This window comes from Pseudomonas sp. RU47 (assembly GCF_004011755.1).
Classification (GTDB): domain Bacteria; phylum Pseudomonadota; class Gammaproteobacteria; order Pseudomonadales; family Pseudomonadaceae; genus Aquipseudomonas.
In genome coordinates this window covers 1371407-1392438 of the sequence record NZ_CP022411.1, presented here as the reverse complement: position 1 = coordinate 1392438, position 21032 = coordinate 1371407, and the positions used below count along the sequence as shown (strand labels likewise).

Annotated in this window: 18 protein-coding genes and 2 tRNA genes; 14 read left to right on the top strand and 6 right to left on the bottom strand. The window is 59.4% G+C overall.

The genetic code is table 11. The features are described from left to right. The first annotated feature begins 66 nt into the window (after positions 1 to 66). Together CCX46_RS06280 and CCX46_RS06275 are read left to right on the top strand one after the other, a co-directional pair. Entirely contained in the window at positions 67 to 1782 is a 1716-nt protein-coding gene (locus CCX46_RS06280; protein ID WP_007918631.1) for a proline--tRNA ligase, read from the top strand. A 17-nt stretch (positions 1783 to 1799) separates the two neighbouring features. Continuing rightward, entirely contained in the window at positions 1800 to 2753 is a 954-nt protein-coding gene (locus CCX46_RS06275) for a hypothetical protein (RefSeq protein WP_077571384.1), read from the top strand. A gap of 108 nt (positions 2754 to 2861) precedes the next feature. Here the strand turns inward: CCX46_RS06275 and dinB are convergent, their stop codons facing one another. Beyond that, positions 2862 to 3923 carry a DNA polymerase IV gene (gene dinB, locus CCX46_RS06270; RefSeq protein WP_127926080.1) on the bottom strand — a complete coding sequence of 354 codons (1062 nt, stop codon included), beginning with the start codon at positions 3921 to 3923 and terminating at the stop codon, positions 2862 to 2864. Between the two features lie 280 nt (positions 3924 to 4203). On the opposite strand from dinB, the gene CCX46_RS06265 reads away from it, so the two are divergent. From CCX46_RS06265 to CCX46_RS06250, 4 genes are all read left to right on the top strand, one after another. Next, positions 4204 to 4280, top strand: a tRNA-Met gene (locus CCX46_RS06265). A gap of 223 nt (positions 4281 to 4503) precedes the next feature. Beyond that, positions 4504 to 4580 (top strand) — tRNA-Met (locus CCX46_RS06260). A 279-nt stretch (positions 4581 to 4859) separates the two neighbouring features. Then, complete coding sequence (mprF, locus tag CCX46_RS06255; RefSeq protein WP_127926079.1) at positions 4860 to 7499, top strand: bifunctional lysylphosphatidylglycerol flippase/synthetase MprF; 2640 nt, start codon at positions 4860 to 4862, stop codon at positions 7497 to 7499. Beyond that, the gene (locus tag CCX46_RS06250; protein ID WP_127926078.1) at positions 7499 to 8794 is read left to right on the top strand and encodes a virulence factor family protein; all 1296 of its coding nucleotides are present in this window, start codon (positions 7499 to 7501) and stop codon (positions 8792 to 8794) included. Before mprF ends, CCX46_RS06250 begins: the two co-directional genes overlap by 1 nt. Before the next feature lie 198 nt (positions 8795 to 8992). On the opposite strand, the gene CCX46_RS30675 is transcribed toward CCX46_RS06250, so the two are convergent. Further along, positions 8993 to 9139, bottom strand: coding sequence for a hypothetical protein (locus tag CCX46_RS30675; protein ID WP_177413841.1), 147 nt, complete (start codon positions 9137 to 9139; stop codon positions 8993 to 8995). A 404-nt stretch (positions 9140 to 9543) separates the two neighbouring features. On the opposite strand from CCX46_RS30675, the gene CCX46_RS06240 reads away from it, so the two are divergent. Continuing rightward, positions 9544 to 9855 (top strand): DUF3077 domain-containing protein, encoded by a 312-nt coding sequence (locus CCX46_RS06240; RefSeq protein WP_127926077.1) that lies wholly within the window; start codon positions 9544 to 9546, stop codon positions 9853 to 9855. Between the two features lie 162 nt (positions 9856 to 10017). Here the strand turns inward: CCX46_RS06240 and CCX46_RS06235 are convergent, their stop codons facing one another. Then, positions 10018 to 11859, bottom strand: coding sequence for a potassium transporter Kup (locus CCX46_RS06235; protein WP_371857960.1), 1842 nt, complete (start codon positions 11857 to 11859; stop codon positions 10018 to 10020). A 349-nt stretch (positions 11860 to 12208) separates the two neighbouring features. Here CCX46_RS06235 and rimO point away from each other — a divergent pair, with 349 nt between their 5' ends. The 6 genes from rimO to tsaA all read left to right on the top strand — a co-directional run bounded on the left by rimO (position 12209) and on the right by tsaA (position 17783). Further along, on the top strand, positions 12209 to 13546 hold the full coding sequence (gene rimO / locus CCX46_RS06230; RefSeq protein ID WP_095188906.1) for a 30S ribosomal protein S12 methylthiotransferase RimO: 1338 nt from the start codon (positions 12209 to 12211) through the stop codon (positions 13544 to 13546). 552 nt (positions 13547 to 14098) lie between these two features. Beyond that, positions 14099 to 14572: a GNAT family N-acetyltransferase gene (locus tag CCX46_RS06225; protein ID WP_127926076.1), complete on the top strand. Its 474-nt coding sequence runs from the start codon at positions 14099 to 14101 to the stop codon at positions 14570 to 14572. A 191-nt stretch (positions 14573 to 14763) separates the two neighbouring features. Next, positions 14764 to 15474, top strand: coding sequence for an rRNA pseudouridine synthase (locus tag CCX46_RS06220; protein WP_127926075.1), 711 nt, complete (start codon positions 14764 to 14766; stop codon positions 15472 to 15474). Between the two features lie 72 nt (positions 15475 to 15546). After that, positions 15547 to 16017: a DUF1456 family protein gene (locus CCX46_RS06215; protein ID WP_101157969.1), complete on the top strand. Its 471-nt coding sequence runs from the start codon at positions 15547 to 15549 to the stop codon at positions 16015 to 16017. Between the two features lie 129 nt (positions 16018 to 16146). Then, positions 16147 to 16917, top strand: coding sequence for an SDR family oxidoreductase (locus CCX46_RS06210; RefSeq protein WP_127926074.1), 771 nt, complete (start codon positions 16147 to 16149; stop codon positions 16915 to 16917). Positions 16918 to 17084: 167 nt separating this feature from the next. Then, positions 17085 to 17783 (top strand): tRNA (N6-threonylcarbamoyladenosine(37)-N6)-methyltransferase TrmO, encoded by a 699-nt coding sequence (gene tsaA / locus CCX46_RS06205; RefSeq protein ID WP_177413850.1) that lies wholly within the window; start codon positions 17085 to 17087, stop codon positions 17781 to 17783. Between the two features lie 110 nt (positions 17784 to 17893). Here tsaA and fpr read toward each other — a convergent pair whose 3' ends face one another. Continuing rightward, positions 17894 to 18673, bottom strand: a complete 780-nt coding sequence (fpr, locus tag CCX46_RS06200; RefSeq protein WP_007908723.1) for a ferredoxin-NADP reductase — start codon at positions 18671 to 18673, stop codon at positions 17894 to 17896. A 133-nt stretch (positions 18674 to 18806) separates the two neighbouring features. On the opposite strand from fpr, the gene CCX46_RS06195 reads away from it, so the two are divergent. Continuing rightward, positions 18807 to 19733 (top strand): LysR family transcriptional regulator, encoded by a 927-nt coding sequence (locus tag CCX46_RS06195; protein ID WP_034154937.1) that lies wholly within the window; start codon positions 18807 to 18809, stop codon positions 19731 to 19733. On the opposite strand, the gene CCX46_RS06190 is transcribed toward CCX46_RS06195, so the two are convergent. Both CCX46_RS06190 and erdR read right to left on the bottom strand, forming a co-directional pair. Then, on the bottom strand, positions 19730 to 20092 hold the full coding sequence (locus CCX46_RS06190) for a diacylglycerol kinase (protein ID WP_042557932.1): 363 nt from the start codon (positions 20090 to 20092) through the stop codon (positions 19730 to 19732). The two genes, CCX46_RS06195 and CCX46_RS06190, sit on opposite strands and share 4 nt — an antisense overlap. 74 nt (positions 20093 to 20166) lie before the next feature. Beyond that, positions 20167 to 20817, bottom strand: a complete 651-nt coding sequence (erdR, locus tag CCX46_RS06185) for a response regulator transcription factor ErdR (protein WP_077571373.1) — start codon at positions 20815 to 20817, stop codon at positions 20167 to 20169. Between the last annotated feature and the right edge of the window lie 215 nt (positions 20818 to 21032).

Genomic DNA, 21032 nt, shown 5'->3' with positions numbered 1-21032 from the left:
CGTCGGCAAAACTCGCCGGTACACTGCGGAGTCATTTCCAGTCATAGCAACCGACAACGGCCAACCATGCGCACCAGTCAATTTTTGCTCGCCACACAGAAAGAAACGCCTTCCGACGCGGTCGTGATCAGCCATCAGCTGATGCTGCGCGCCGGCATGATCCGCAAACTCGCCTCCGGCCTGTACACCTGGCTGCCGATGGGCTTGCGGGTAATGCGCAAGGTTGAAGCCATCGTTCGCGAAGAGATGAACGCTGCCGGCTCTCTCGAAGTGTTGATGCCGAGCACCCAACCGGCCGAGCTGTGGCAGGAATCGGGACGCTGGGAAGAATATGGCCCTGAGCTGCTGCGCATCAAAGACCGCCACGGTCGCGACTTCTGCGCGGGCCCGACCCACGAAGAAGTGATCACCGATCTGATGCGCAACGAGTTGAGCAGCTACAAACAGCTGCCAATCAACCTGTACCAGATCCAGACCAAATTCCGTGACGAAATCCGCCCACGCTTCGGTTTGATGCGTGGCCGTGAATTCATCATGAAGGACGCGTACTCGTTCCACGCTGATCAGGCGTCGCTGCAGGTCACTTATGACCGTATGCACCAGGCCTACTGCAACGTGTTCAGCCGTCTTGGCTTGAAATTCCGTCCGGTTGAAGCCGACAACGGTTCGATCGGTGGCGCCGGCTCGCACGAATTCCACGTACTGGCCGAGTCCGGCGAAGACGACATCGTCTTCAGCAACGGCTCCGATTACGCGGCGAACATCGAAAAAGCCGAAGCGGTGCCACGCGAAACTTCGCGCGCTGCTGCGACCGAAGAACTGCGTCTGGTCGATACCCCGGACACCAAAACCATCGCGGCGCTGGTGGAAAAATTCAATCTGCCGATTGAAAAGACCATCAAGACCCTGATCGTGCGTGCCGAAGAAGAAGGCAAGCTGATCGCGCTGGTGATTCGAGGCGACCACGAACTCAACGAAATCAAGGCTGCCCAGCAACCGGGCGTTGCCAGCCCGCTGGTCATGGCCACCGATGCCGAACTGCGTGACGCGATTGGCGCCGGCGCCGGTTCGCTCGGCCCGCTGAACCTGCCGCTGCCAATCATCATCGACCGCTCGGTCGAACTGATGAGCGACTTCGGTATCGGCGCAAACATCGACGACAAGCACTACTTCGGCGTGAACTGGGAGCGTGATCTGCCGGTTCCAACCGTGGCTGACCTGCGTAACGTAGTCGCCGGTGACCCAAGCCCGGACGGCAAAGGCACGCTGGAAATCAAGCGCGGCATCGAAGTCGGGCACATCTTCCAGCTGGGCAACAAGTACAGCAAGGCGATGAAGTGCGAAGTGCTGGGCGAGAACGGCAAGCCAGTCACCCTGGAAATGGGCTGCTACGGCATCGGCGTGTCCCGCGTGGTGGCAGCTGCCATCGAACAGAACAACGACGAAAACGGCATCATCTGGAGCGACACCCTGGCGCCGTTCCAGATTGCTCTGGTACCGCTGCGCTATGAAACCGAGCAGGTGCGCGAAGCCACCGATAAGCTGTACGCCGAACTGACGGCGGCCGGCTTCGAAGTGCTGCTGGACGATCGCGACAAGAAAACCAGCCCGGGTATCAAATTCGCGGACATGGAGCTGATCGGCATTCCTCACCGGATCGTGGTCAGCGACCGCGGCCTCGCCGAAGGCAACCTGGAATACAAGAGCCGTACCGAAGGCGAAGCGCAAGCATTGCCAGTGGCTGACGTATTGTCCTTCCTGCAGGCCCGTATCCGCCGCTGAAACCAGATAGAGACGTCATGTTCAAGCGAAACACCTTAGGCCTCGGAGGCACCGCCCTGTGCGGTGCCCTGCTGGTCAGCGGCTGTGCCAATCACATGTCACAACGCAGCGAGCACGAAGAGCGGGTCGAGCGAAAGTTGCTCGACCATAGCCTGCAGATTGATGTCGGTGAGCCCAAGGAGCTTGAGCTGCCGCAGCGACGCGTGAAGATCAACGAACAGAAGACTTTCGAAGTCACCGAGTTCGAAGTGACGCGTCGCTACGATCGCTACACGCCCTACCAGCCTTGGCGGGAGGTCTACGAGATCCCGCTGGGCGCGGTGGCCGTAGTCGGTGGCGTCGGCGCCAACGTGGTCAACGTGTTTGCCCTCGGCAATCTGCCGGACAGCGTGACCAAAGACTGGCTGAGCTACGGTTTTGCCGGGCTCAACCCGTTCATGAACGTACAGTCCAACGGTCGTGCGCAACAGAACCTCGCCGGTATCGATGAAGTCCAGCGCGACAAGCGCACGGAGTATTCGAGCCTGCCATGGAGCGAGCGCCCGGTGCAGGTCAAGGCTGGCAAGCAGACCTTCGACATGACCACCGATCGCAACGGTGTTCTGCGCTTGAACCTGCTCGACAGTCCGTTTGCCGAAAATGACCTCAATCATGTAGGCAAACTGCAGATCAGCGTCGAAGATGCCAAAGATGACGTGCACTCTGATTCGTCGCTGATGATCAGCAGTCATCTGCGTGGCAAGTTGCTGGAAGCGCACGGGCTGATTTACGACGATCTGGAAGACGACGAAGTGAGCCAGTGGGTACACCGGGTCAAACGTCTGTCGGAACTGGGTCTGGAAGAAGAAGCCAGCGAGCTGGAACAAAGCCTGATCGAACTGACGCGCAACGATCCTGAGTTGCAGACTGAGTTTCTCAAGTCGCTGACCAAGGATGCCGGGCGATTGGTGGCTGATCCGGGACCGAATTAACAGCAAAAGCTAAAAGCTTCGCGAGCAGGCTCGCTCCCACAGGGTGGAATACATTCCAAATGTGGGAGCGAGCCTGCTCGCGAAGAGGCCCTGACAAACACCGCAAATCTACCGCTCAAACAACTCCATCTGTTCAAACCCTCCGCGCAAATCCTCAAGCCTTACCCCAACCCCCAGCAACCGCACCGGTTTCCCGCCGCGATTGAACGCCTGCGTCAGCATCAACTGATAACTGCCCAGATCCCGCCCTGCCCCGGCCTGCTCCAGCGTGGTCTGGGTAAAATCATGAAACTTCACTTTGACGAACGGCTTGCCCGGCCGATAACTGCTGTCGATCCGTGCCATGCGGGTTTTCAGGGTTTCCAGCAGCTCTGGCAGTTTGTCGAGGCAACTGCGCAGATCCGGCAGATCAACGTCGTAGGTATTTTCCACGCTGATTGACTGACGCCGACTGTCGTTGTGCACCAACCGGTCATCGATCCCACGGGCCAGACTCCACAGTCGCTCGCCAAAACTGCCGAATTCGCGCACCAGCGCCAATTTGTCCCACTCGCGCAACTGCGAGCAATCGACAATGCCGAACTTGCCCAGCTTGTCGGCGGTGACCTTGCCGACGCCATGCAGTTTGCTGACCGGCAAATCGCTGACAAAGTCTTCGACCTGATCCGGCGTAATCACGAATAGCCCGTTGGGTTTTTTCCAGTCACTGGCGATCTTCGCTAAAAACTTGTTCGGTGCCACGCCAGCGGAAACGGTGATGTGCAACTGATTGGAGACCCGGCGACGGATATCTTGGGCAATGCGTGTAGCGCTGCCGCCAAAATGCGCGCTGTCGGAGACATCCAGATAGGCCTCATCCAGCGACAGCGGCTCGATCAAGTCGGTGTAATCGGCAAAGATCGTGTGAATTTCTTTCGAGGCTTCGCGATAGGCATCCATTCGCGGCTTGACGATGGTCAGGTCCGGACACAACTTCAGTGCATGCCCCGAGGCCATCGCCGAACGCACACCATACGCGCGCGCTTCATAGTTGCAGGTGGCGATCACCCCGCGCCGATCCGCCGAACCGCCCACTGCCAACGGCTTGCCGGCCAGACGCGGGTCATCGCGCATTTCGATGGCGGCGTAAAAACAATCGCAGTCGATGTGGATGATTTTTCGCTGAGTCATGTCAGAAAAGGAAACGTGGCGAGCCGGATGGGCAGTATCTCACTGACACCTGTATATAGCACCAGTGGTATGAATGTTCTTTTCCGCGCGTGGGAAAAGGCCTTTGAATTTATTTTCTCAATCGAAAAACGGCCTCCAATAGAGCTGAAAGCCTTGCCCCGCCTACCCTGCGCCCGGAAAAACACCCGACAAAAAGCGCTAACCGATTGAACCTCAACAGTTTTTATCCAGATTACGGGTTGACACCCCGGCGTTCCTCTGTAGAATGCCGACACACAGACGCGGGATGGAGCAGTCTGGTAGCTCGTCGGGCTCATAACCCGAAGGTCGTCGGTTCAAATCCGGCTCCCGCAACCAAACATCAAAAAAGGCTACTCGAAAGAGTGGCCTTTTTTGTGCGCGTCTGTTTTGTCGATTTACTCTTCTTATAGAGAAAGCGATCGCCAAACAGGAATTCGTTGCATTTCCGAAACTTAACGCGCTACCTGCGACCGTTTGACGCGATTGCACACTTATTTGACCCTTTACGGGATTAGCGGTTGACACCTCGCCGTTCGCCTGTAGAATGCCGCCACACAGACGCGGGATGGAGCAGTCTGGTAGCTCGTCGGGCTCATAACCCGAAGGTCGTCGGTTCAAATCCGGCTCCCGCAACCAAACATCAAAAAAGGCTACTCGAAAGAGTGGCCTTTTTTGTATCTGTTGAAAAAGTCCTTTCGCAACAATGATCTGTCACTGTGCAGTGAACCGCTTGGGATCTTCAGAAGTACTCACTTGCGACTATGCTTGAGTCGCAGGCAAGACGTCTGCAATCCAGGAACTGCCCTCGCCGATACCCGGTGAGAGGCGTAGTATTTTGTGATTATTTTTTTCTACAGGGATTGGTAACTTGGCTGGATACCTCCATCCTGTCGCGCACAATCCAAGAGGTGATTGATGCGCGCCAACTCGTCTGATCCACAAGACACCGTCACAGCGGAACACCCGATCAAACCCGAGCGCCTGCGCTTGCTGGATCGGTTGAGCAAATACCGGCAACCCATCGGTCTGGCGGTCACGCTGTTGCTGTTTGCCATTGCGCTGATTGCCTGTCGTCATCTGCTTGCCGAGCTTGATCTCGATGCGCTGCACGACTCGATTCTCGACGTGCCGAAACCCGCCCTGCTCGGTGCGTTTGCTGCGACTGTGGTCGGCTTCATCATTCTACTGGGCTACGAATGGTCGGCCAGCCGCTATGCCGGCGTGACCTTGCCGCCGCGCACATTGGCGCTGGGCGGCTTCACCGCGTTTGCGATTGGCAATGCGATCGGTCTGTCGCTGCTGTCCGGCGGTTCGGTGCGCTACCGTTTATATGCACGACTGGGCCTAGGCGCGTCGGAAGTCGCGCACATGACCTTGTTCGCCAGTTTGTCGCTGGGCTGCGCCTTGCCGCCGCTGGCCGCACTGGCAACGCTGAGCGATCTGCCTGCTGCCTCGCAGGCGCTGGGTTTGTCCGAAGGCCTGCTCGGCACTATCGCCGCTGTCGTGCTGTTGCTTGGCGCAGTACTGGCCATCGGCATCTACCGTCGACGCCTGCCGGAACAACCGTTACGCGACAACCTGCTGGTCAGGGTTGGCCGCCGCACGCTGCGCTTGCCGGGGCGTCGCCTGACGTTCCTGCAACTGATCATTACCGCCCTCGACGTCGCGGCTGCCGCCACGGTCCTTTATCTGTTGCTGCCGGAAGCGCCACCGTTCGGCGCGTTCCTGCTGGTGTATCTGCTGGCACTGGCTGCCGGCGTACTCAGCCATGTACCCGGCGGCGTCGGTGTGTTCGAAGCGATTCTGCTGGCCGCCTTCGCCGACAAACTCGGTGCCGCGCCACTGGCCGCCGCCCTGCTGCTGTATCGCCTGATCTATGTGGTGCTGCCGCTGCTGGTGGCCTGCGTATTCCTGCTGATCAACGAAGGTCAGCGCCTGTTCCAGACCCAGACCATGCGCGCCGCGTCCGGTCTGGCCGCACCGATTCTGGCGGTGCTGGTGTTCCTGTCCGGTGTGGTGCTGCTGTTTTCCGGCGCTACTCCCGAGATCGACACACGTCTGGAGCACATCGGCTTTCTGATCCCGCATCGTCTGGTGGACGCTTCGCACTTTGGCGCCAGCCTGATCGGCGTGCTCTGCCTGATGCTCGCTCAGGGTCTGCGTCGTCGCCTGTCGGCCGCGTGGATGCTGACCACCATTCTGCTGCTGGTTGGCGCCCTGCTCTCGCTGCTCAAAGGTTTTGACTGGGAAGAGGCGACACTGATGACCCTGACGGCAGCGCTGCTCGGCGTGTTCCGTCGCTCGTTCTATCGCCCGAGTCGCCTGACCGAACTGCCGTTCTCGCCGCTGTACCTAGTGGCCAGCCTCTGTGTGCTCGGCGCTTCGACATGGCTGCTGCTGTTCGCTTATCAGGACGTGCCGTACAGCCATCAACTGTGGTGGCAGTTCACCCTCGACGCTGACGCGCCACGTGGCCTGCGTTCGCTGCTCGGCGCCGCCGTCCTGCTGCTGGTGATCGCGTTGACCTGGCTGCTGCGCACCGCGCGCCCGGTCATTCACCTGCCGACGCCTGACGAACTCGATCGTGCGGCGAAGATTCTGATGGCGTCGTCGCAACCCGACGGTGGCCTCGCGCTGACTGGTGACAAGGCGTTGCTGTTTCATCAGAACGACGAAGCGTTCCTGATGTACGCGCGCCGTGGTCGCAGCCTCGTGGCGCTGTACGACCCGATCGGCCCCGGCCAGCAACGTGCCGAGATGATCTGGCAGTTCCGCGACCTCTGTGACATTCACCACGCTCGCCCGGTGTTCTACCAGGTGCGCGCGGAGAACCTGCCGTACTACATGGACATCGGCCTGACCGCGATCAAACTCGGCGAAGAAGCCCGGGTCGATCTGCTGCGCTTTGACCTGGAAGCCAAGGGCAAAGAGATGAAGGATCTGCGTTACACCTGGAACCGAGGCACCCGCGATGGTTTGTCGCTGGAGATCCACGAGCCGGGTCAGGCGCCGATGGATGAGCTGAAAGTGATTTCCGATGCGTGGCTGACCGGCAAGAACGTGCGCGAGAAAGGTTTCTCCCTCGGCCGTTTCAGCGACGATTACCTGAAGCATTTCCGCATCGCGGTGATTCGCTTCGAAGGTCGCCCGGTGGCGTTCGCCAACCTGCTCGAAACTTATAGCCATGACCTGGCCAGTCTCGACCTGATGCGCGCGCACCCGGATGCGCCGAAGCTGACCATGGAATTCATGATGGTCGGCCTGATTCAACACTATAAGAGTCACGGATACGCGCGCTTCAGCCTGGGCATGGTGCCGTTGTCGGGGTTGCAACCCCGCCGTGGTGCACCGCTGACCCAGCGTCTGGGCTCGATGGTTTTCCGCCGTGGTGAGCAGCTGTACAACTTCCAAGGCTTGCGCCGCTTCAAAGACAAGTTCCAGCCTGACTGGGAACCCCGTTATATGGCCGTGCCCGCCGGACTCGATCCGCTGGTGGCGCTGGCCGACACTGCTGCCCTGATCGCGGGCGGCTTGACTGGATTGGTGAAACGCTGATGATTCAACGCTCCCTGAAGTACATCCTGGCTGCACTGATCGTGCTGGCCGTGATTGCCGGCGGCGGTTTCTGGTACCTCAAACGCCCGGCACCGGAACCGACCGTCGAACAGCTCAACCCGGCCGATGGCGCCGCCATGACCCGCGTCATCCCTGGCACCAAGCCAAAGGCTCAAGTGCTGGTTGCGGTCAACGACGACCAGAAACTCTCTGAAAAACAACTGACCACCCTGAGCCGCAGCGCCTCGGCGCAGATCGTTCAGGTGATTCTGCCGAAAGACTGCCTGCTGCAAAGCCGCGCCCTGCAATCGGGCCTGCGTGAACTGAACGGTCCGGCTACTTTGGTCAGTGGCATTGGCCCAGGGGCCGTGCTGGCCTGGCGCTGGTTGTCGGAACAGAAAGATGACAAGGCTCAAGCCGTGTCCGTCGACCTCGCGCTGGAAAAAGGTGGCTGCACCCACCTGCTGCCGAAATCCGCCGCCCACGGCCACTGGCTGGTGGCGTGGAACGATAACCCGGACGACGCCAGCGCAGGTTTCGTACGCGACCAACCGAACGCCGAAACCAGCATCAGCGACTACGACATCAACCTGCCGCAAGTGCTGAACAACGAACTGCGTAAAATCCTCGTTGGCGGCGACAAGGCCAACGGCGGTCTGGCGATCCCGGTGGTTGAAGTGCCGGCCGGCCAAGCCAAAGACACCGTGACCCTGTTCCTCTCCGGTGACGGTGGCTGGCGCGACCTCGACCGCGACGTGGCCGGTGAAATGGCCAAGATAGGCTACCCGGTGGTCGGCATCGACACCCTGCGCTACTACTGGCAGCACAAGAGCCCGGAGCAAAGCGCACTGGATCTGACCGAACTGATGCAGCACTACCGGCAGAAATGGGGCACCAAGCGCTTCATCCTCACCGGTTACTCGTTCGGTGCTGACGTCCTGCCGGCGATCTACAACCGCTTGCCGGAAACCGAGCAGCAACGCGTCGACGCAATCATCCTGCTCGCCTTCGCCCGCACCGGCAGCTTCGAAATCGAAGTCGAAGGCTGGCTGGGTAACGCCGGCAAAGAAGCCGCCACCGGCCCGGAAATGGCCAAGCTGCCACCGGCCAAGGTTGTGTGCATCTATGGTGAAGAAGAGACGGATGAAAGTGGCTGCACGGACAAGACTGCCGTTGGCGAAGCAGTGAAACTGCCTGGCGGCCACCACTTCGATGAGAACTACCCGGCGCTGGCCAAGCGTCTGGTGGACTTGATCGAGAAGCGTCAGAGCAAGGACTCGGTCGCCGAAGAGTGATCTGAGCCACGCCCATAAAAAGCCCCCGCAACTTCACGGTTGCGGGGGCTTTTTACAATCCAGCGGCCACGAAAATCCCCTGTGGGAGCGAGCCTGCTCGCGAACGCGGTGGGTCAGTTTACAGATTCGTCGACTGACACTACGCCTTCGCGAGCAGGCTCGCTCCCACAGAGGAATTGCGCTGGATTCAAATAATCGTCAATCCTCACAGGCGTACTTTGCCCGCATATCGTCATGGCTGATCACTTGAGCCGGATCGAGGTTGATCAATCGTTCCATCGCTTCGGCTTCAATTCGAAGGTTCTCGAGATCATCCTGCTTTTCTTGTTCCGATGATGCCGTCATACATGCCTCGCTCATTTGCACACGCCAGTTCGTGTCAGACGTTTAGTATCGTTTACTTCCAGTCTCGCAATATCAGATGACGCCCACAGACCTTGTAGGCAAACTCCGAAACTCGTGTTTGGACGCTCTGCCGCTCTATTGCGCTGTTTTTTGACGGGATACTCTCCGGACGTCGTTGACCCATTCAGCGATCGGGCTTGGTAACCCGGTGGAATAAGGCGCAACAGCGCACCCGACACGACTCAGGCGAAATCCCGTCCGAGCCCCTGTGTTATGGCAGCTGTGTGTGGGACGCTTTCGAGCGTGCCGGTTTCCTTGGTTCCCCGGTTTACCAACCTGCGCACAGCTGCCACCCATTCGCTTGGTATCGGATGCGGCAGCTCTCGAAATCAAGGGACCTGACAATGAACAATCCATCTGATCTTAAAACCATCGGCTTCACCCCTTTCCTCTACAACGCGGATCAAGCGTTCTTCAACGTCCGCTCCGGCATCCCGATCATCGATGCCTTGTCGCAATCCTCCGACCTGCTATCCCTCGCCAAATCCTTCGCAGAAGACGCTGCCTTCATCAGAGACACCGACCGCCATGCCTGGGCTGCGCATTACCTGACGGTGATGGGCAAAGCCTTGATTGATGATGTGATTCAGGCGTTGATGCCACGACCTGCGCGGACGAAGACCGAGTCTGAATCAGAGATGCCTGAAAGCTTGTAGAGGTTTGAAGATCAAAAGATCGCAGCCTTCGGCAGCTCCTACAGGTTTCGCATTCCATGTAGGAGCTGCCGAAGGCTGCGATCTTTTGATCTGAAGTTGCCGCCGACAAAAAAGCCCCCGCCAGCCACTAGGCCGAAGGGGGCTTTTCAGTTGAGGCCAGGCTTACATTTCTACCTGCGTGCCGAGCTCAATTACCCGGTTCAACGGCAAATTAAAGAACCTCAAGTTCCCATTGGCATTCTTCAACATGAACGCAAACAGCGCTTCACGCCAACGCGCCATGCCCTCAAGTTTCGAGGCAATCACCGTTTCGCGGCTGAGGAAGTACGTGGTGCGCATCGGGCTGAAGTCCAGATCATCCAGATGACACAGCTTCAGCGCCTGCGGCACATCCGGCTCGTCGGTGAAGCCGAAGTGCAGGATCACCCGGAAGAAGCCTTCGCCGTGGGCCTCGACTTCGAAGCGCCGCGATGGCGGTACGCGCGGGATGTCTTCGTAGACCACCGTCAGCAACACCACTTGCTCGTGCAGTACCTGGTTATGCAGCAGGTTGTGCAACAGCGCATGCGGCACGGCGTCGGAGCGCGCGGTGAGGAACACAGCAGTGCCCTGCACACGATGCGGCGGTTGCACGCGAATGCTGCTGATGAAGATCGGCAGCGGCAGCGCTCCTTCGTCGAGGCGATCGACGAGCAACTGCTTACCTCGTTTCCAAGTGGTCATCAGCACGAACAGCGCGATACCGGCAATGACCGGGAAAGCACCGCCCTGCACAATCTTCGGCACGTTGGCGGCGAAGTACAGACCGTCCACCAGCAGGAAGCCGATCAGCACCGGCACCGCGAGGATCGGCGGCCATTTCCACAGCAGCAGCATCACTGCCGACACCAGAATGGTGGTCATCAGCATGGTGCCAGTCACCGCCACGCCGTAAGCCGAGGCCAGTGCGCCGGAGGATTCGAAGCCCAGCACCAACAGGACCACGCCGACCATCAGCGCCCAGTTCACCGCGCCGATATAGATCTGGCCCTGCTCGTCGCTGGAAGTGTGCTGGATGTACATGCGCGGGATGTAACCGAGCTGGATCGCCTGACGGGTCAGGGAAAATGCACCGGAAATCACCGCTTGCGAGGCAATCACCGTGGCCAGCGTTGACAGACCGACCAGTGGAATCAGCGCCCAGCTCGGTGCCAGCAGATAGAACGGGTTACGCGCTGCTTCCGGGTTTTCCAGCAGCAAGGCGCCCTGACCGAAGTAGTTGAGCACCAGCGCCGGCAACACCAGGATGAACCAGGCGCGGGCAATCGGCTTGCGGCCGAAGTGGCCCATGTCGGCGTACAGCGCTTCGGCACCGGTCAGCGCCAGCACCACGGCGCCGAGGATCGCTACGCCCATGCCCGGATGAACCACGAAGAAATTCACCGCCCAGATCGGGTTCATCGCATGCAGCACTTCTGGCGCGTGACTGATGCCATATACACCGAGGGCGCCGAGGACGAGGAACCAGGTGACCATGATCGGCCCGAACAGAATGCCAATCCGCGCCGTACCGTGTTTCTGAATCAGAAACAGCGCCACCAGTACCACCAGCGACAACGGCACCACCCAATGGTCGATGCCATCGAATGCCAGCCCCAGACCTTCAATCGCCGACAGTACGGAAATCGCCGGGGTGATCATGCTGTCGCCATAAAACAGCGCCGCGCCGATCAGCCCGCAAACCACTAACAACGAGCGCAATTTCTTGCGATGCCCTGCCGCCCGTCGCGCCAGTGCGGTGAGCGCCATGATGCCGCCCTCGCCCTGGTTGTCGGCGCGCAGCACGAACATCATGTATTTGATCGACACGACCCAGATCAGCGACCAGAAGATCAACGACAGAATGCCCAGCACGCCATCGTGATTGACCGATACGCCGTAAGCGCCGGAAAACACTTCTTTGAGGGTGTACAACGGGCTCGTGCCGATGTCGCCGTAAACCACCCCGACCGCCGCGACCAGCATGCTCAGCGGCTTGGAGGCCGAACCCTCGGCGCCTGCCGCATGACTACTTGCCTGACCCATCCAACACTCCTACTTCTCAGAACCGGCTTCTTGAATGAAGCACTATGCTTTGTGGTGCAGCATGCGCTGTTTTACCTGTTGTTACAGACGTTTTGTTGACTGTAAAAAATTGGTAAAGCTCAACGGCGCGAAGCATAGCGCAGCACTCGTCGTATTTCCCTGCATAAAGCTGGTCAAGTGCGTTGCTCGCCGCTAGAATTGCGCACTTTTTGATCAGAGGCGCGCCCTAAGCGCCCGTCCGTCGGCTTTCGCACCAAGAAAGCGATGTCACAAAATACCGAGGTTAGACATGTCCACCACTCCCGCGCCGGCCAATCCAAAGGTTGGCTTTGTATCTCTGGGTTGCCCGAAAGCACTGGTCGACTCCGAGCGCATCCTGACCCAGCTGCGCATGGAAGGCTATGACGTGGTGTCCACCTATCAGGACGCCGACGTGGTAGTCGTCAACACCTGCGGTTTCATCGATTCGGCCAAGGCTGAGTCGCTGGAAGTGATCGGCGAAGCGATCAAGGAAAACGGCAAGGTCATCGTCACCGGTTGCATGGGCGTGGAAGAAGGCAACATCCGCAACGTGCACCCGAGCGTGCTGGCCGTGACCGGTCCGCAGCAATACGAACAAGTGGTCAACGCCGTGCACGAAGTCGTACCGCCGCGTCAGGATCACAACCCGTTGATCGACCTGGTGCCGCCGCAAGGCATCAAGCTGACCCCGCGCCACTACGCGTACCTGAAGATTTCCGAAGGCTGCAACCACAGCTGCAGCTTCTGCATCATCCCGTCGATGCGCGGCAAACTGGTCAGCCGTCCGGTGGGTGATGTGCTCGACGAAGCTCAGCGTCTGGTCAAATCCGGCGTCAAAGAGCTGTTGGTGATCTCGCAAGACACCAGCGCCTACGGCGTTGACGTGAAATACCGCACCGGTTTCTGGAACGGCGCGCCGGTGAAAACCCGCATGACCGAACTCTGCGAAGCCCTGAGCACCCTCGGCGTCTGGGTGCGTCTGCACTACGTTTACCCGTACCCGCACGTTGACGAGCTGATCCCGCTGATGGCCGCCGGCAAGATCCTGCCGTACCTGGACATCCCGTTCCAGCACGCCAGCCCGAAAGTATTGAAGTCGATGAAACGCCCGGCCTTCGAAGACAAGACCCTGGCGCGCATCAAGAACTGGCGCGAAATCTGCCCGGACCTGATCATCCGTTCGACCTTCATCGTCGGCTTCCCGGGCGAAACCGAAGAAGACTTCCAGTACCTGCTGAACTGGCTGACCGAAGCCCAGCTCGACCGCGTCGGTTGCTTCCAGTACTCGCCGGTGGATGGCGCTCCGGCGAATGATCTGGATCTGGAGATCGTACCGGACGACGTCAAGCAGGATCGTTGGGATCGCTTCATGGCGCACCAGCAAGCGATCAGCTCGGCACGCCTGCAAATGCGTATCGGCCGTGAAATCGAAGTGCTGGTGGACGAAGTCGACGAGCAAGGCGCGGTCGGCCGCTGCTTCTTCGATGCCCCGGAAATCGATGGCAACGTGTTTATTGATAACGGCAGCAATCTGAAGCCGGGTGACAAGGTCTGGTGCAAGGTTACTGACGCTGACGAGTATGACCTGTGGGCTGAGCAGATCTGACCTGAAGATCAAAAGCCCCTCACCCTAGCCCTCTCCCAGAGGGAGAGGGGACTGATTGAGGTGTTCTTGCGAGCTGCACCGACCTGAACGTTCGAGTCGAACTCAGGTTTTGAACAGCACGAAGATAAGCTCCCTTCCCCCTCGCCCTCTCCCAGAGGGCGCGGGGACTGATCTATGTGTTCTTGCGTGCTGCACCGACCTGAGCCATCCGGTCGAACTCAGGTTTTGAACAGCACGAAGATCTGCGCCCTTCCCCCCTCGCCCCCTTGGGGGAGAGGGGACTGATCGAGGTGTTCTTTCGAATTGCGGCGACTAGAAATATCCAGTCGGGCTCAGGTTTTGAACAGCATGAAGATCAGCTCCCTTCCCCCTCGCCCCCTTGGGGGAGAGGGTTGGGGTGAGGGGGAGAGATCTTGCTGGCGACAGAAATAGCCAGCCAGATACCGCAACAAATACAGAAAGCCCCGCTCTTTTTACGAGATGCGGGGCTTTTTTACGGCTATCGTTTAGCGGGGGACGGACTCCCTTGAAACGGACAAGAGGCAGACAGGCATGCGTCACCATTCGGTCATCCACACGCCGAAACTCAGCGATTATCAGGAACTGACCCGGGTCTGGGAGGCCTCGGTCCGCGCCACCCATGACTTTCTGCCGGACAGCTATATCGAGCTGCTGCGCAATCTGGTGCTCACGCGTTATCTCGATGCGGTGATGCTGGTTTGCACCAAGGACGCCGACCAGCGCATCACCGGGTTTGCCGGAGTCGCGGCGGGCAAGATCGAGATGCTGTTTATCGATCCTGAGCATCGCGGTCAGGGCTTGGGCAAGAAACTGCTCAACTATGCCATGCAGCATCTGAATGCCGATGAGCTGGACGTCAACGAGCAGAACCCGCAGGCCTTGGGCTTCTACTTCAAGCAGGGTTTCGAGGTAATCGGCCGCTCGGAGGTCGATGGCATGGGCCAGCCGTATCCGTTGTTGCATATGCGTTTGCGCCAGAACCAGCAGCGCTCCAGTAACGGTTGACACAATCCAAAACAACTGTGGGAGCTAGCCTGCTAGCGATGCAGGCGACGCGGTCAGTCAGATACACCGCGGTGATGCAATCGCCAGCAGGCTGGCTCCCACAGGGAATTGCGAACAGCCTGTAAATGGAACCGGGCTTAACCGGCGCCACACAGGTACAATGCCCACCCCTTTTTTGTTACGGCCCTGTCATGACTGACCCGATTCGCCTCTCCAAACGCCTCATCGAACTGGTCGGTTGCTCCCGCCGGGAGGCCGAGCTGTTCATTGAGGGCGGCTGGGTCACCGTGGACGGCGAAGTGATTGACGAGCCGCAATTCAAGGTCGGCGACCAGAAGGTCGAGCTCGACAAGGACGCCAAGGCCACCGCGCCGGAGCCGGTGACCATCCTGCTCAACGCCCCTGCCGGCATGGACGTTGAAACCGCCATGCAATCGCTGAGCGCCGAAACCCTCAGCGAAGAACACCGCTTCAGCAAACGCCCTCTGCGCGGGCACTTCCTGCGCCTGACCGCCAGCGCCGATCTGCAGCCCAAGGCCAGCGGTCTGCTGGTGTTCACTCAGGACTGGAAAATCCTGCGCAAGCTCACCGCTGACGCCGCGAAGATCGAGCAGGAATACGTGGTTGAAGTCGAAGGAGACATGGTCGCCCACGGCCTCAACCGCTTGCAGCACGGCCTCACCCACAAGGGCAAGGAGCTGCCGCCGGTCAAGGCCAGCTGGCAGAACGAAAACCGTCTGCGCTTCGCCATGAAGAACCCGCAGCCCGGAATCATCGCCCAGTTCTGCGAAGCGGTCGGCCTGAAGGTCATCGGCATCCGCCGCATCCGCATCGGCGGCGTCTCGATCGGCAAAGTCCCGGTCGGCCAATGGCGCTACCTGTCCGGCAAAGAGAAGTTCTAAGACTTCCACTGCCGCCACACATTTCGGCAGCGCGCCTGCGTGCTGCCCACAACGCTTATCAGGATTACTCACATGGTTCATAACGACGTATTGCGCAGCGTGCGCTACATGCTCGACATCAGCGACAAGAAGGTTGTCGAGATCATCAAGCTCGGCGGCATGGACGTAGCGCTCGCCGATGTAGTGACCTGGCTCGACAAGAAAGAAGAAGACGAAGAAGGTTTCGTGCGCTGCCCGGACGAAGTCATCGCGCACTTCCTCGACGGTCTGGTGATCTTCAAGCGTGGCAAGGACGAAAGCCGTCCGCCGCAGCCGATCGAAGTGCCGGTGACCAACAACATCATCCTGAAAAAGCTGCGCGTAGCCTTCGAACTGAAAGAAGACGACATGCACGCAATCCTCAAGGCCGCCGAGTTCCCGGTGTCCAAGCCTGAGCTGAGCGCGCTGTTCCGCAAGGTCGGCCACACCAACTACCGTCCGTGCGGCGACCAGTTGCTGCGCAACTTCCTCAAGGGTCTGACCCTGCGCGTTCGCCCGGCCTGATCCCCTTCTGCGGTGGCGACTGATGGTCGCCGCCGCAACGCATGACGGCTCATTCCCTCCAGAAATAATGGCTCCGCTTTGTGCTGCTGACGACTAGGGTGTACTGATCCCTAATCCTCAGGACTCGCCATGCACCCGTATTTCTCCCTGCAAGGCCGCACCGCTCTGGTGACTGGCGGCACCCGTGGTATCGGCAAAATGATCGCCAAGGCCTTTGTCGAGGCTGGCGCGCGAGTCTATGTCTGCTCGCGCGATGCCGAAGCCTGCCATCAAACGGCTGAAGAACTCAGCGCCTTGGGCAAGTGCCACGGCGTGGCGGCGAATCTGGCGACTGAAGAAGGCGTGCAGGAACTGGCCGCGCGCTTGGGCGAACAGATCACGCATCTGGATATTCTGGTGAACAATGCCGGCACCACTTGGGGCGCGCCGTTGGAGAGTTATCCGGTCAAGGGCTGGGAAAAGGTCATGCAGCTCAACGTAACGTCGGTGTTCACCTGCATCCAGCAGTTTCTGCCGTTGTTGCGCAAGGCCGGCTCGGCGGCGAATCCGGCGCGGATTATCAATATCGGTTCGGTGGCGGGGATTTCTTCGTTTGGCGAGCAGGCGTATGCCTATGGGCCAAGCAAGGCGGCCCTGCATCAGTTGTCGCGGATTCTCGCGCGGGAGCTGGTGAGCCAGCACATCAATGTCAACGTGATCGCGCCGGGGCGTTTTCCGAGCAAGATGACGCAGCATATTGGCAGCGATCAGCAGGCATTGGCTGAGGACACGGCGCTGATTCCGATGAAGCGTTGGGGGCGTGAAGAGGAGATGGCGGCGCTGGCGATCAGTCTGGCGAGTACGGCTGGGGCTTATATGACGGGGAATATTATTCCGCTGGATGGTGGGTTCAGCCTCTGAGATTGGCGGTGCGGCCTTCGCGAGCAGGCTCGCTCCCACAGGGTTTTGTGCACGACATAGATCCACTGTGGGAGCGAGCTTCCTCGCGAAGAGGCCAGACCTACCACCACCAGACTTGAGGGCTGTCGGGTTATCATGCCCACCCTGCCCCGCTTCGAATGCAAACCATGACTTACAGCGTCTCCCCCATCGGCTTCGTGCGCTCCTGCTTCAAGGAGAAATTCGCCATCCCCCGCCAACCGCAACTGGCCCCAGCCGCCCGAGGTGTGCTGGAACTGGTGGCGCCGTTCGATCAGGGGGACGCGATGCAAGGCCTGGAGCAGGTCAGCCATGTCTGGCTGCTGTTCCTGTTTCATCAAGCGCTGGAAGATAAACCGCGACTGAAAGTCCGTCCGCCCCGCTTGGGCGGCAACAAGTCCATGGGCGTGTTCGCCACCCGCGCCACACACCGTCCTAATGGCATCGGCCAGTCCGTGGTGAAACTGGACAAAGTCGAAGCCAATCGCCTGTTCATCTCCGGCATCGACTTGCTCGACGGCACGCCGGTTCTCGACATCAAACCCTACGTGCCTTACGCCGACATCATTCCCGAGGCTGCCAACAGCATCGCCAGCGCTGCGCCACAGCTGATTGACGTGCAGTGGACGGATTCCGCGCTGCAACAGGCGCACGCACACGCTCAGCGTCTTGATGAACCGTTGGTGGCGTTGATTGAACAGTGTCTGGCCCAGGATCCGCGTCCGGCGTATCAAACCCCGGTGCCGGAACGCGAGTACGGCGCGCAGTTCTGGGATCTGGACGTGCGCTGGCATTACCCGACGCCTGAGCAGATCCGCGTGCTCGAAGTCATCCCTGCCGAAGCGTAACCCCCGGAAACGAAAAAGCCCGCGCTGCCTTAACAGGCAACGCGGGCTGATCGTTCCCACGCTCCGCGTGGGAATGCATCCAGTGACGCTCCGCGTCACCGGCCAAACGCTTACTTCTCGACGAACGCACGCTCGATCAGGTAATCACCCGGCTCGCGCATCCGCGCCGAGATCTTCAGGCCGAAGCTGTCGAGCACTTCGCTGGTCTCGTCGAGCATGCTCGGGCTGCCGCAGATCATCGCGCGGTCGTCCTGCGGGTTGATCGGTGGCAGGCCGATGTCGCTGAACAGCTTGCCGCTGCGCATCAGGTCGGTCAGGCGGCCCTGATTCTCGAAAGGCTCGCGGGTCACGGTCGGGTAGTAGATCAGCTTGTCACGCAGCGCTTCGCCGAAGAACTCGTTCTGCGGCAGATGCTCGGTGATGAATTCGCGGTAGGCGACTTCGTTGACGTAGCGTACGCCGTGAACCAGGATCACTTTTTCAAAGCGCTCGTAGGTTTCCGGGTCCTGAATCACGCTCATGAACGGCGCCAGGCCAGTGCCGGTGCTCAGCAGGTACAAGTGCTTGCCTGGGTTCAGGTCATCCAGAACCAGGGTGCCGGTAGGCTTCTTCGAGATGATGATCTCGTCGCCTTCCTTCAAGTGCTGCAGTTGCGAAGTCAGCGGGCCGTCCTGCACCTTGATGCTGAAGAACTCCAGATGCTCTTCCCAGTTCGGGCTGGCGATCGAGTAAGCGCGCATAAGCGGGCGGCCGTTAGGCTGTTGCAGGCCGATCATCACGAACTGACCGTTCTCGAAGCGCAGGCCCGGATCGCGGGTGCACTTGAAGCTGAACAGAGTGTCGTTCCAGTGATGAACACTGAGGACACGCTCGTGGTTCATGTTGCTCATGTACGTTTGACTCCTGGAGATTGGGTCTGCGCTGGCTTTTGAAGGCGACGGTGCGCAATTGCATCGCATTCTAATAGCGACGACAATATCTGTTAACTGGATTATTAAGATAAGGGTTATCGGTTATATCGATATGCGATTTACTCTCCGTCAACTTCAAGTCTTCGTCGCCGTCGCCCAGCAGGAAAGCGTATCCCGTGCTGCGGGTCTGCTCAACCTCTCGCAGTCGGCCGCCAGCACCTCGATCACCGAGCTCGAGCGCCAATCCAGCTGCCAGCTGTTCGACCGCGCCGGCAAACGGCTGAGCCTCAACGCCCTTGGCAAACAGCTGTTGCCACAGGCGGTGGCGCTGCTCGATCAGGCCAAGGAAATCGAGGACCTGCTCAACGGCAAATCCGGTTTCGGCTCGCTGTCGGTCGGCGCGACGCTGACCATCGGCAATTACCTGGCAACCCTGTTGATCGGCAGCTTCATGCAGCGCCATCCGGAAAGTCAGGTGAAGCTGCATGTACAGAACACTGCCAATATCGTGCAACAAGTCGCCCACTACGAAATTGATCTGGGTCTGATCGAAGGCGATTGCAGCCACCCCGACATCGAAGTGCAGAGCTGGGTCGAGGATGAGCTGGTGGTGTTCTGCGCGCCGCAGCATCCATTGGCCCAACGCGGCAGCGCGACCATGGAAGAGTTGACTCACGAAGCATGGATTCTGCGTGAACAGGGCTCCGGCACGCGACTGACCTTCGATCAAGCCATGCGCCACCATCGCAGTGCGCTGAATATCCGACTGGAGCTAGAACACACCGAAGCGATCAAACGCGCGGTGGAATCGGGCTTGGGGATTGGCTGCATCTCACGGCTGGCGCTGCGTGATGCGTTCCGTCGCGGCAGTCTGGTGCCGGTGGAAACGCCGGATCTGGATCTGGCGCGACAGTTCTACTTCATCTGGCACAAGCAGAAATACCAGACTTCGGCGATGCGCGAGTTTCTGGAGCTGTGCCGCGCTTTCACCGCCGGGGTGCAGCGCAGCGACGAGATTGTCTTGCCGACAATCGCTTAAAGCAGAATCACTGCCCACACCAGCGCGATCATGCTCAGTGCCACGAATTGCGCGGCGCTGCCCATGTCCTTGGCGTTCTTCGACAGCGGATGCAGTTCCAGCGAGATGCGGTCGATGGCCGCTTCTACCGCCGAGTTCAACAGCTCGACGATCAGCGCCAACAAGCACACGGCAATCAGCAAAGCCTGCTCCACGCGGCTGACATTGAGGAAGAACGTCAGCGGAACCAGCACGACATTAAGCAGCACCAGTTGACGGAATGCCGCCTCACCGGTGAAGGCTGCGCGCAGACCGTCCAGCGAGTAGCCGGAAGCGTTGAGGATGCGTTTCAGGCCGGTCTGGCCCTTGAAAGGTGACATAAAGTAGAAACCAACCAAAAAGGAGTGGGAAAACTAGATCAACAAAAGTCAAAAAAGCGTGAAGACGCCAGCCATTATTGGCTCGGAATTGACTCAAGTTGTTGCAGCAGTAAAGCCGCTTGCGTGCGGGTGCGCACATTCAGCTTGCGAAAGATCGCCGTGACGTGGGCCTTGATGGTCGCTTCCGACACGCTCAGCTCATAAGCAATCTGCTTGTTCAGCAGGCCTTCGCAGACCATGGTCAACACGCGGAACTGCTGCGGCGTCAGGCTGGCAAGGCCATCGCTGGCAGCTTTGGCTTCGTCGGAAACGGCGACCGCTTCAAACGCTTGCGGCGGCCAGAAGACATCGCCATCGAGTACTTTGCGCACCGCTTGCTGAATCACGCTGAGGTCGCTGGACTTGGGAATGAAGCCACTGGCGCCAAACTCACGGGACTTGACCATTACCGACGCTTCTTCCTGCGCCGAGACCATCACCACCGGAATCTGCGGATACTGTCCGCGTAGCATGACCAATCCGGAAAATCCGAAAGCGCCGGGCATATTCAGGTCCAGCAGGACCAGATCCCAGTCGGCTTTTTCGGTCAGGCGGGTTTCCAGTTCGGCGATGCTTGCTACTTCGACCAAGCGTACATCAGGGCCGAGGCCCAGCGTCACCGCTTGATGCAGGGCGCTACGAAACAGAGGGTGATCATCGGCAATCAGGATGTCGTATGTGGCCATTTTTCAAATGATCCTGTTTTTGATGGCAGACGCGGTGCATTCCGGTCTGGCCAAAGCAACTCAAGATACCGCTTGGCGGCGATATCCACAGGGGCACGTTCAACGCCAATCAACAGCAAACACGGCGTTTCAAACCTTGGCCGCACCCCAATCGGCGCCAAGCATGCCCAGCGCAGACTGGGTGGTCAAGCCGCACGGCCGCCGTTGTGCACAGT

Excerpts from the sequence above, each read along its gene's own strand:
- CCX46_RS06280 (WP_007918631.1), top strand. The coding sequence starts at position 67 with ATGCGCACCAGTCAATTTTTGCTCGCCACACAGAAAGAAACGCCTTCC.
- CCX46_RS06275 (WP_077571384.1), top strand. The coding sequence starts at position 1,800 with ATGTTCAAGCGAAACACCTTAGGCCTCGGAGGCACCGCCCTGTGCGGT.
- dinB (WP_127926080.1), bottom strand. The coding sequence starts at position 3,923 with ATGACTCAGCGAAAAATCATCCACATCGACTGCGATTGTTTTTACGCC.
- mprF (WP_127926079.1), top strand. The coding sequence starts at position 4,860 with ATGCGCGCCAACTCGTCTGATCCACAAGACACCGTCACAGCGGAACAC.
- CCX46_RS06250 (WP_127926078.1), top strand. The coding sequence starts at position 7,499 with ATGATTCAACGCTCCCTGAAGTACATCCTGGCTGCACTGATCGTGCTG.
- CCX46_RS30675 (WP_177413841.1), bottom strand. The coding sequence starts at position 9,139 with ATGACGGCATCATCGGAACAAGAAAAGCAGGATGATCTCGAGAACCTT.
- CCX46_RS06240 (WP_127926077.1), top strand. The coding sequence starts at position 9,544 with ATGAACAATCCATCTGATCTTAAAACCATCGGCTTCACCCCTTTCCTC.
- CCX46_RS06235 (WP_371857960.1), bottom strand. The coding sequence starts at position 11,859 with ATGCTGGTCGCGGCGGTCGGGGTGGTTTACGGCGACATCGGCACGAGC.
- rimO (WP_095188906.1), top strand. The coding sequence starts at position 12,209 with ATGTCCACCACTCCCGCGCCGGCCAATCCAAAGGTTGGCTTTGTATCT.
- CCX46_RS06225 (WP_127926076.1), top strand. The coding sequence starts at position 14,099 with ATGCGTCACCATTCGGTCATCCACACGCCGAAACTCAGCGATTATCAG.
- CCX46_RS06220 (WP_127926075.1), top strand. The coding sequence starts at position 14,764 with ATGACTGACCCGATTCGCCTCTCCAAACGCCTCATCGAACTGGTCGGT.
- CCX46_RS06215 (WP_101157969.1), top strand. The coding sequence starts at position 15,547 with ATGGTTCATAACGACGTATTGCGCAGCGTGCGCTACATGCTCGACATC.
- CCX46_RS06210 (WP_127926074.1), top strand. The coding sequence starts at position 16,147 with ATGCACCCGTATTTCTCCCTGCAAGGCCGCACCGCTCTGGTGACTGGC.
- tsaA (WP_177413850.1), top strand. The coding sequence starts at position 17,085 with ATGACTTACAGCGTCTCCCCCATCGGCTTCGTGCGCTCCTGCTTCAAG.
- fpr (WP_007908723.1), bottom strand. The coding sequence starts at position 18,673 with ATGAGCAACATGAACCACGAGCGTGTCCTCAGTGTTCATCACTGGAAC.
- CCX46_RS06195 (WP_034154937.1), top strand. The coding sequence starts at position 18,807 with ATGCGATTTACTCTCCGTCAACTTCAAGTCTTCGTCGCCGTCGCCCAG.
- CCX46_RS06190 (WP_042557932.1), bottom strand. The coding sequence starts at position 20,092 with ATGTCACCTTTCAAGGGCCAGACCGGCCTGAAACGCATCCTCAACGCT.
- erdR (WP_077571373.1), bottom strand. The coding sequence starts at position 20,817 with ATGGCCACATACGACATCCTGATTGCCGATGATCACCCTCTGTTTCGT.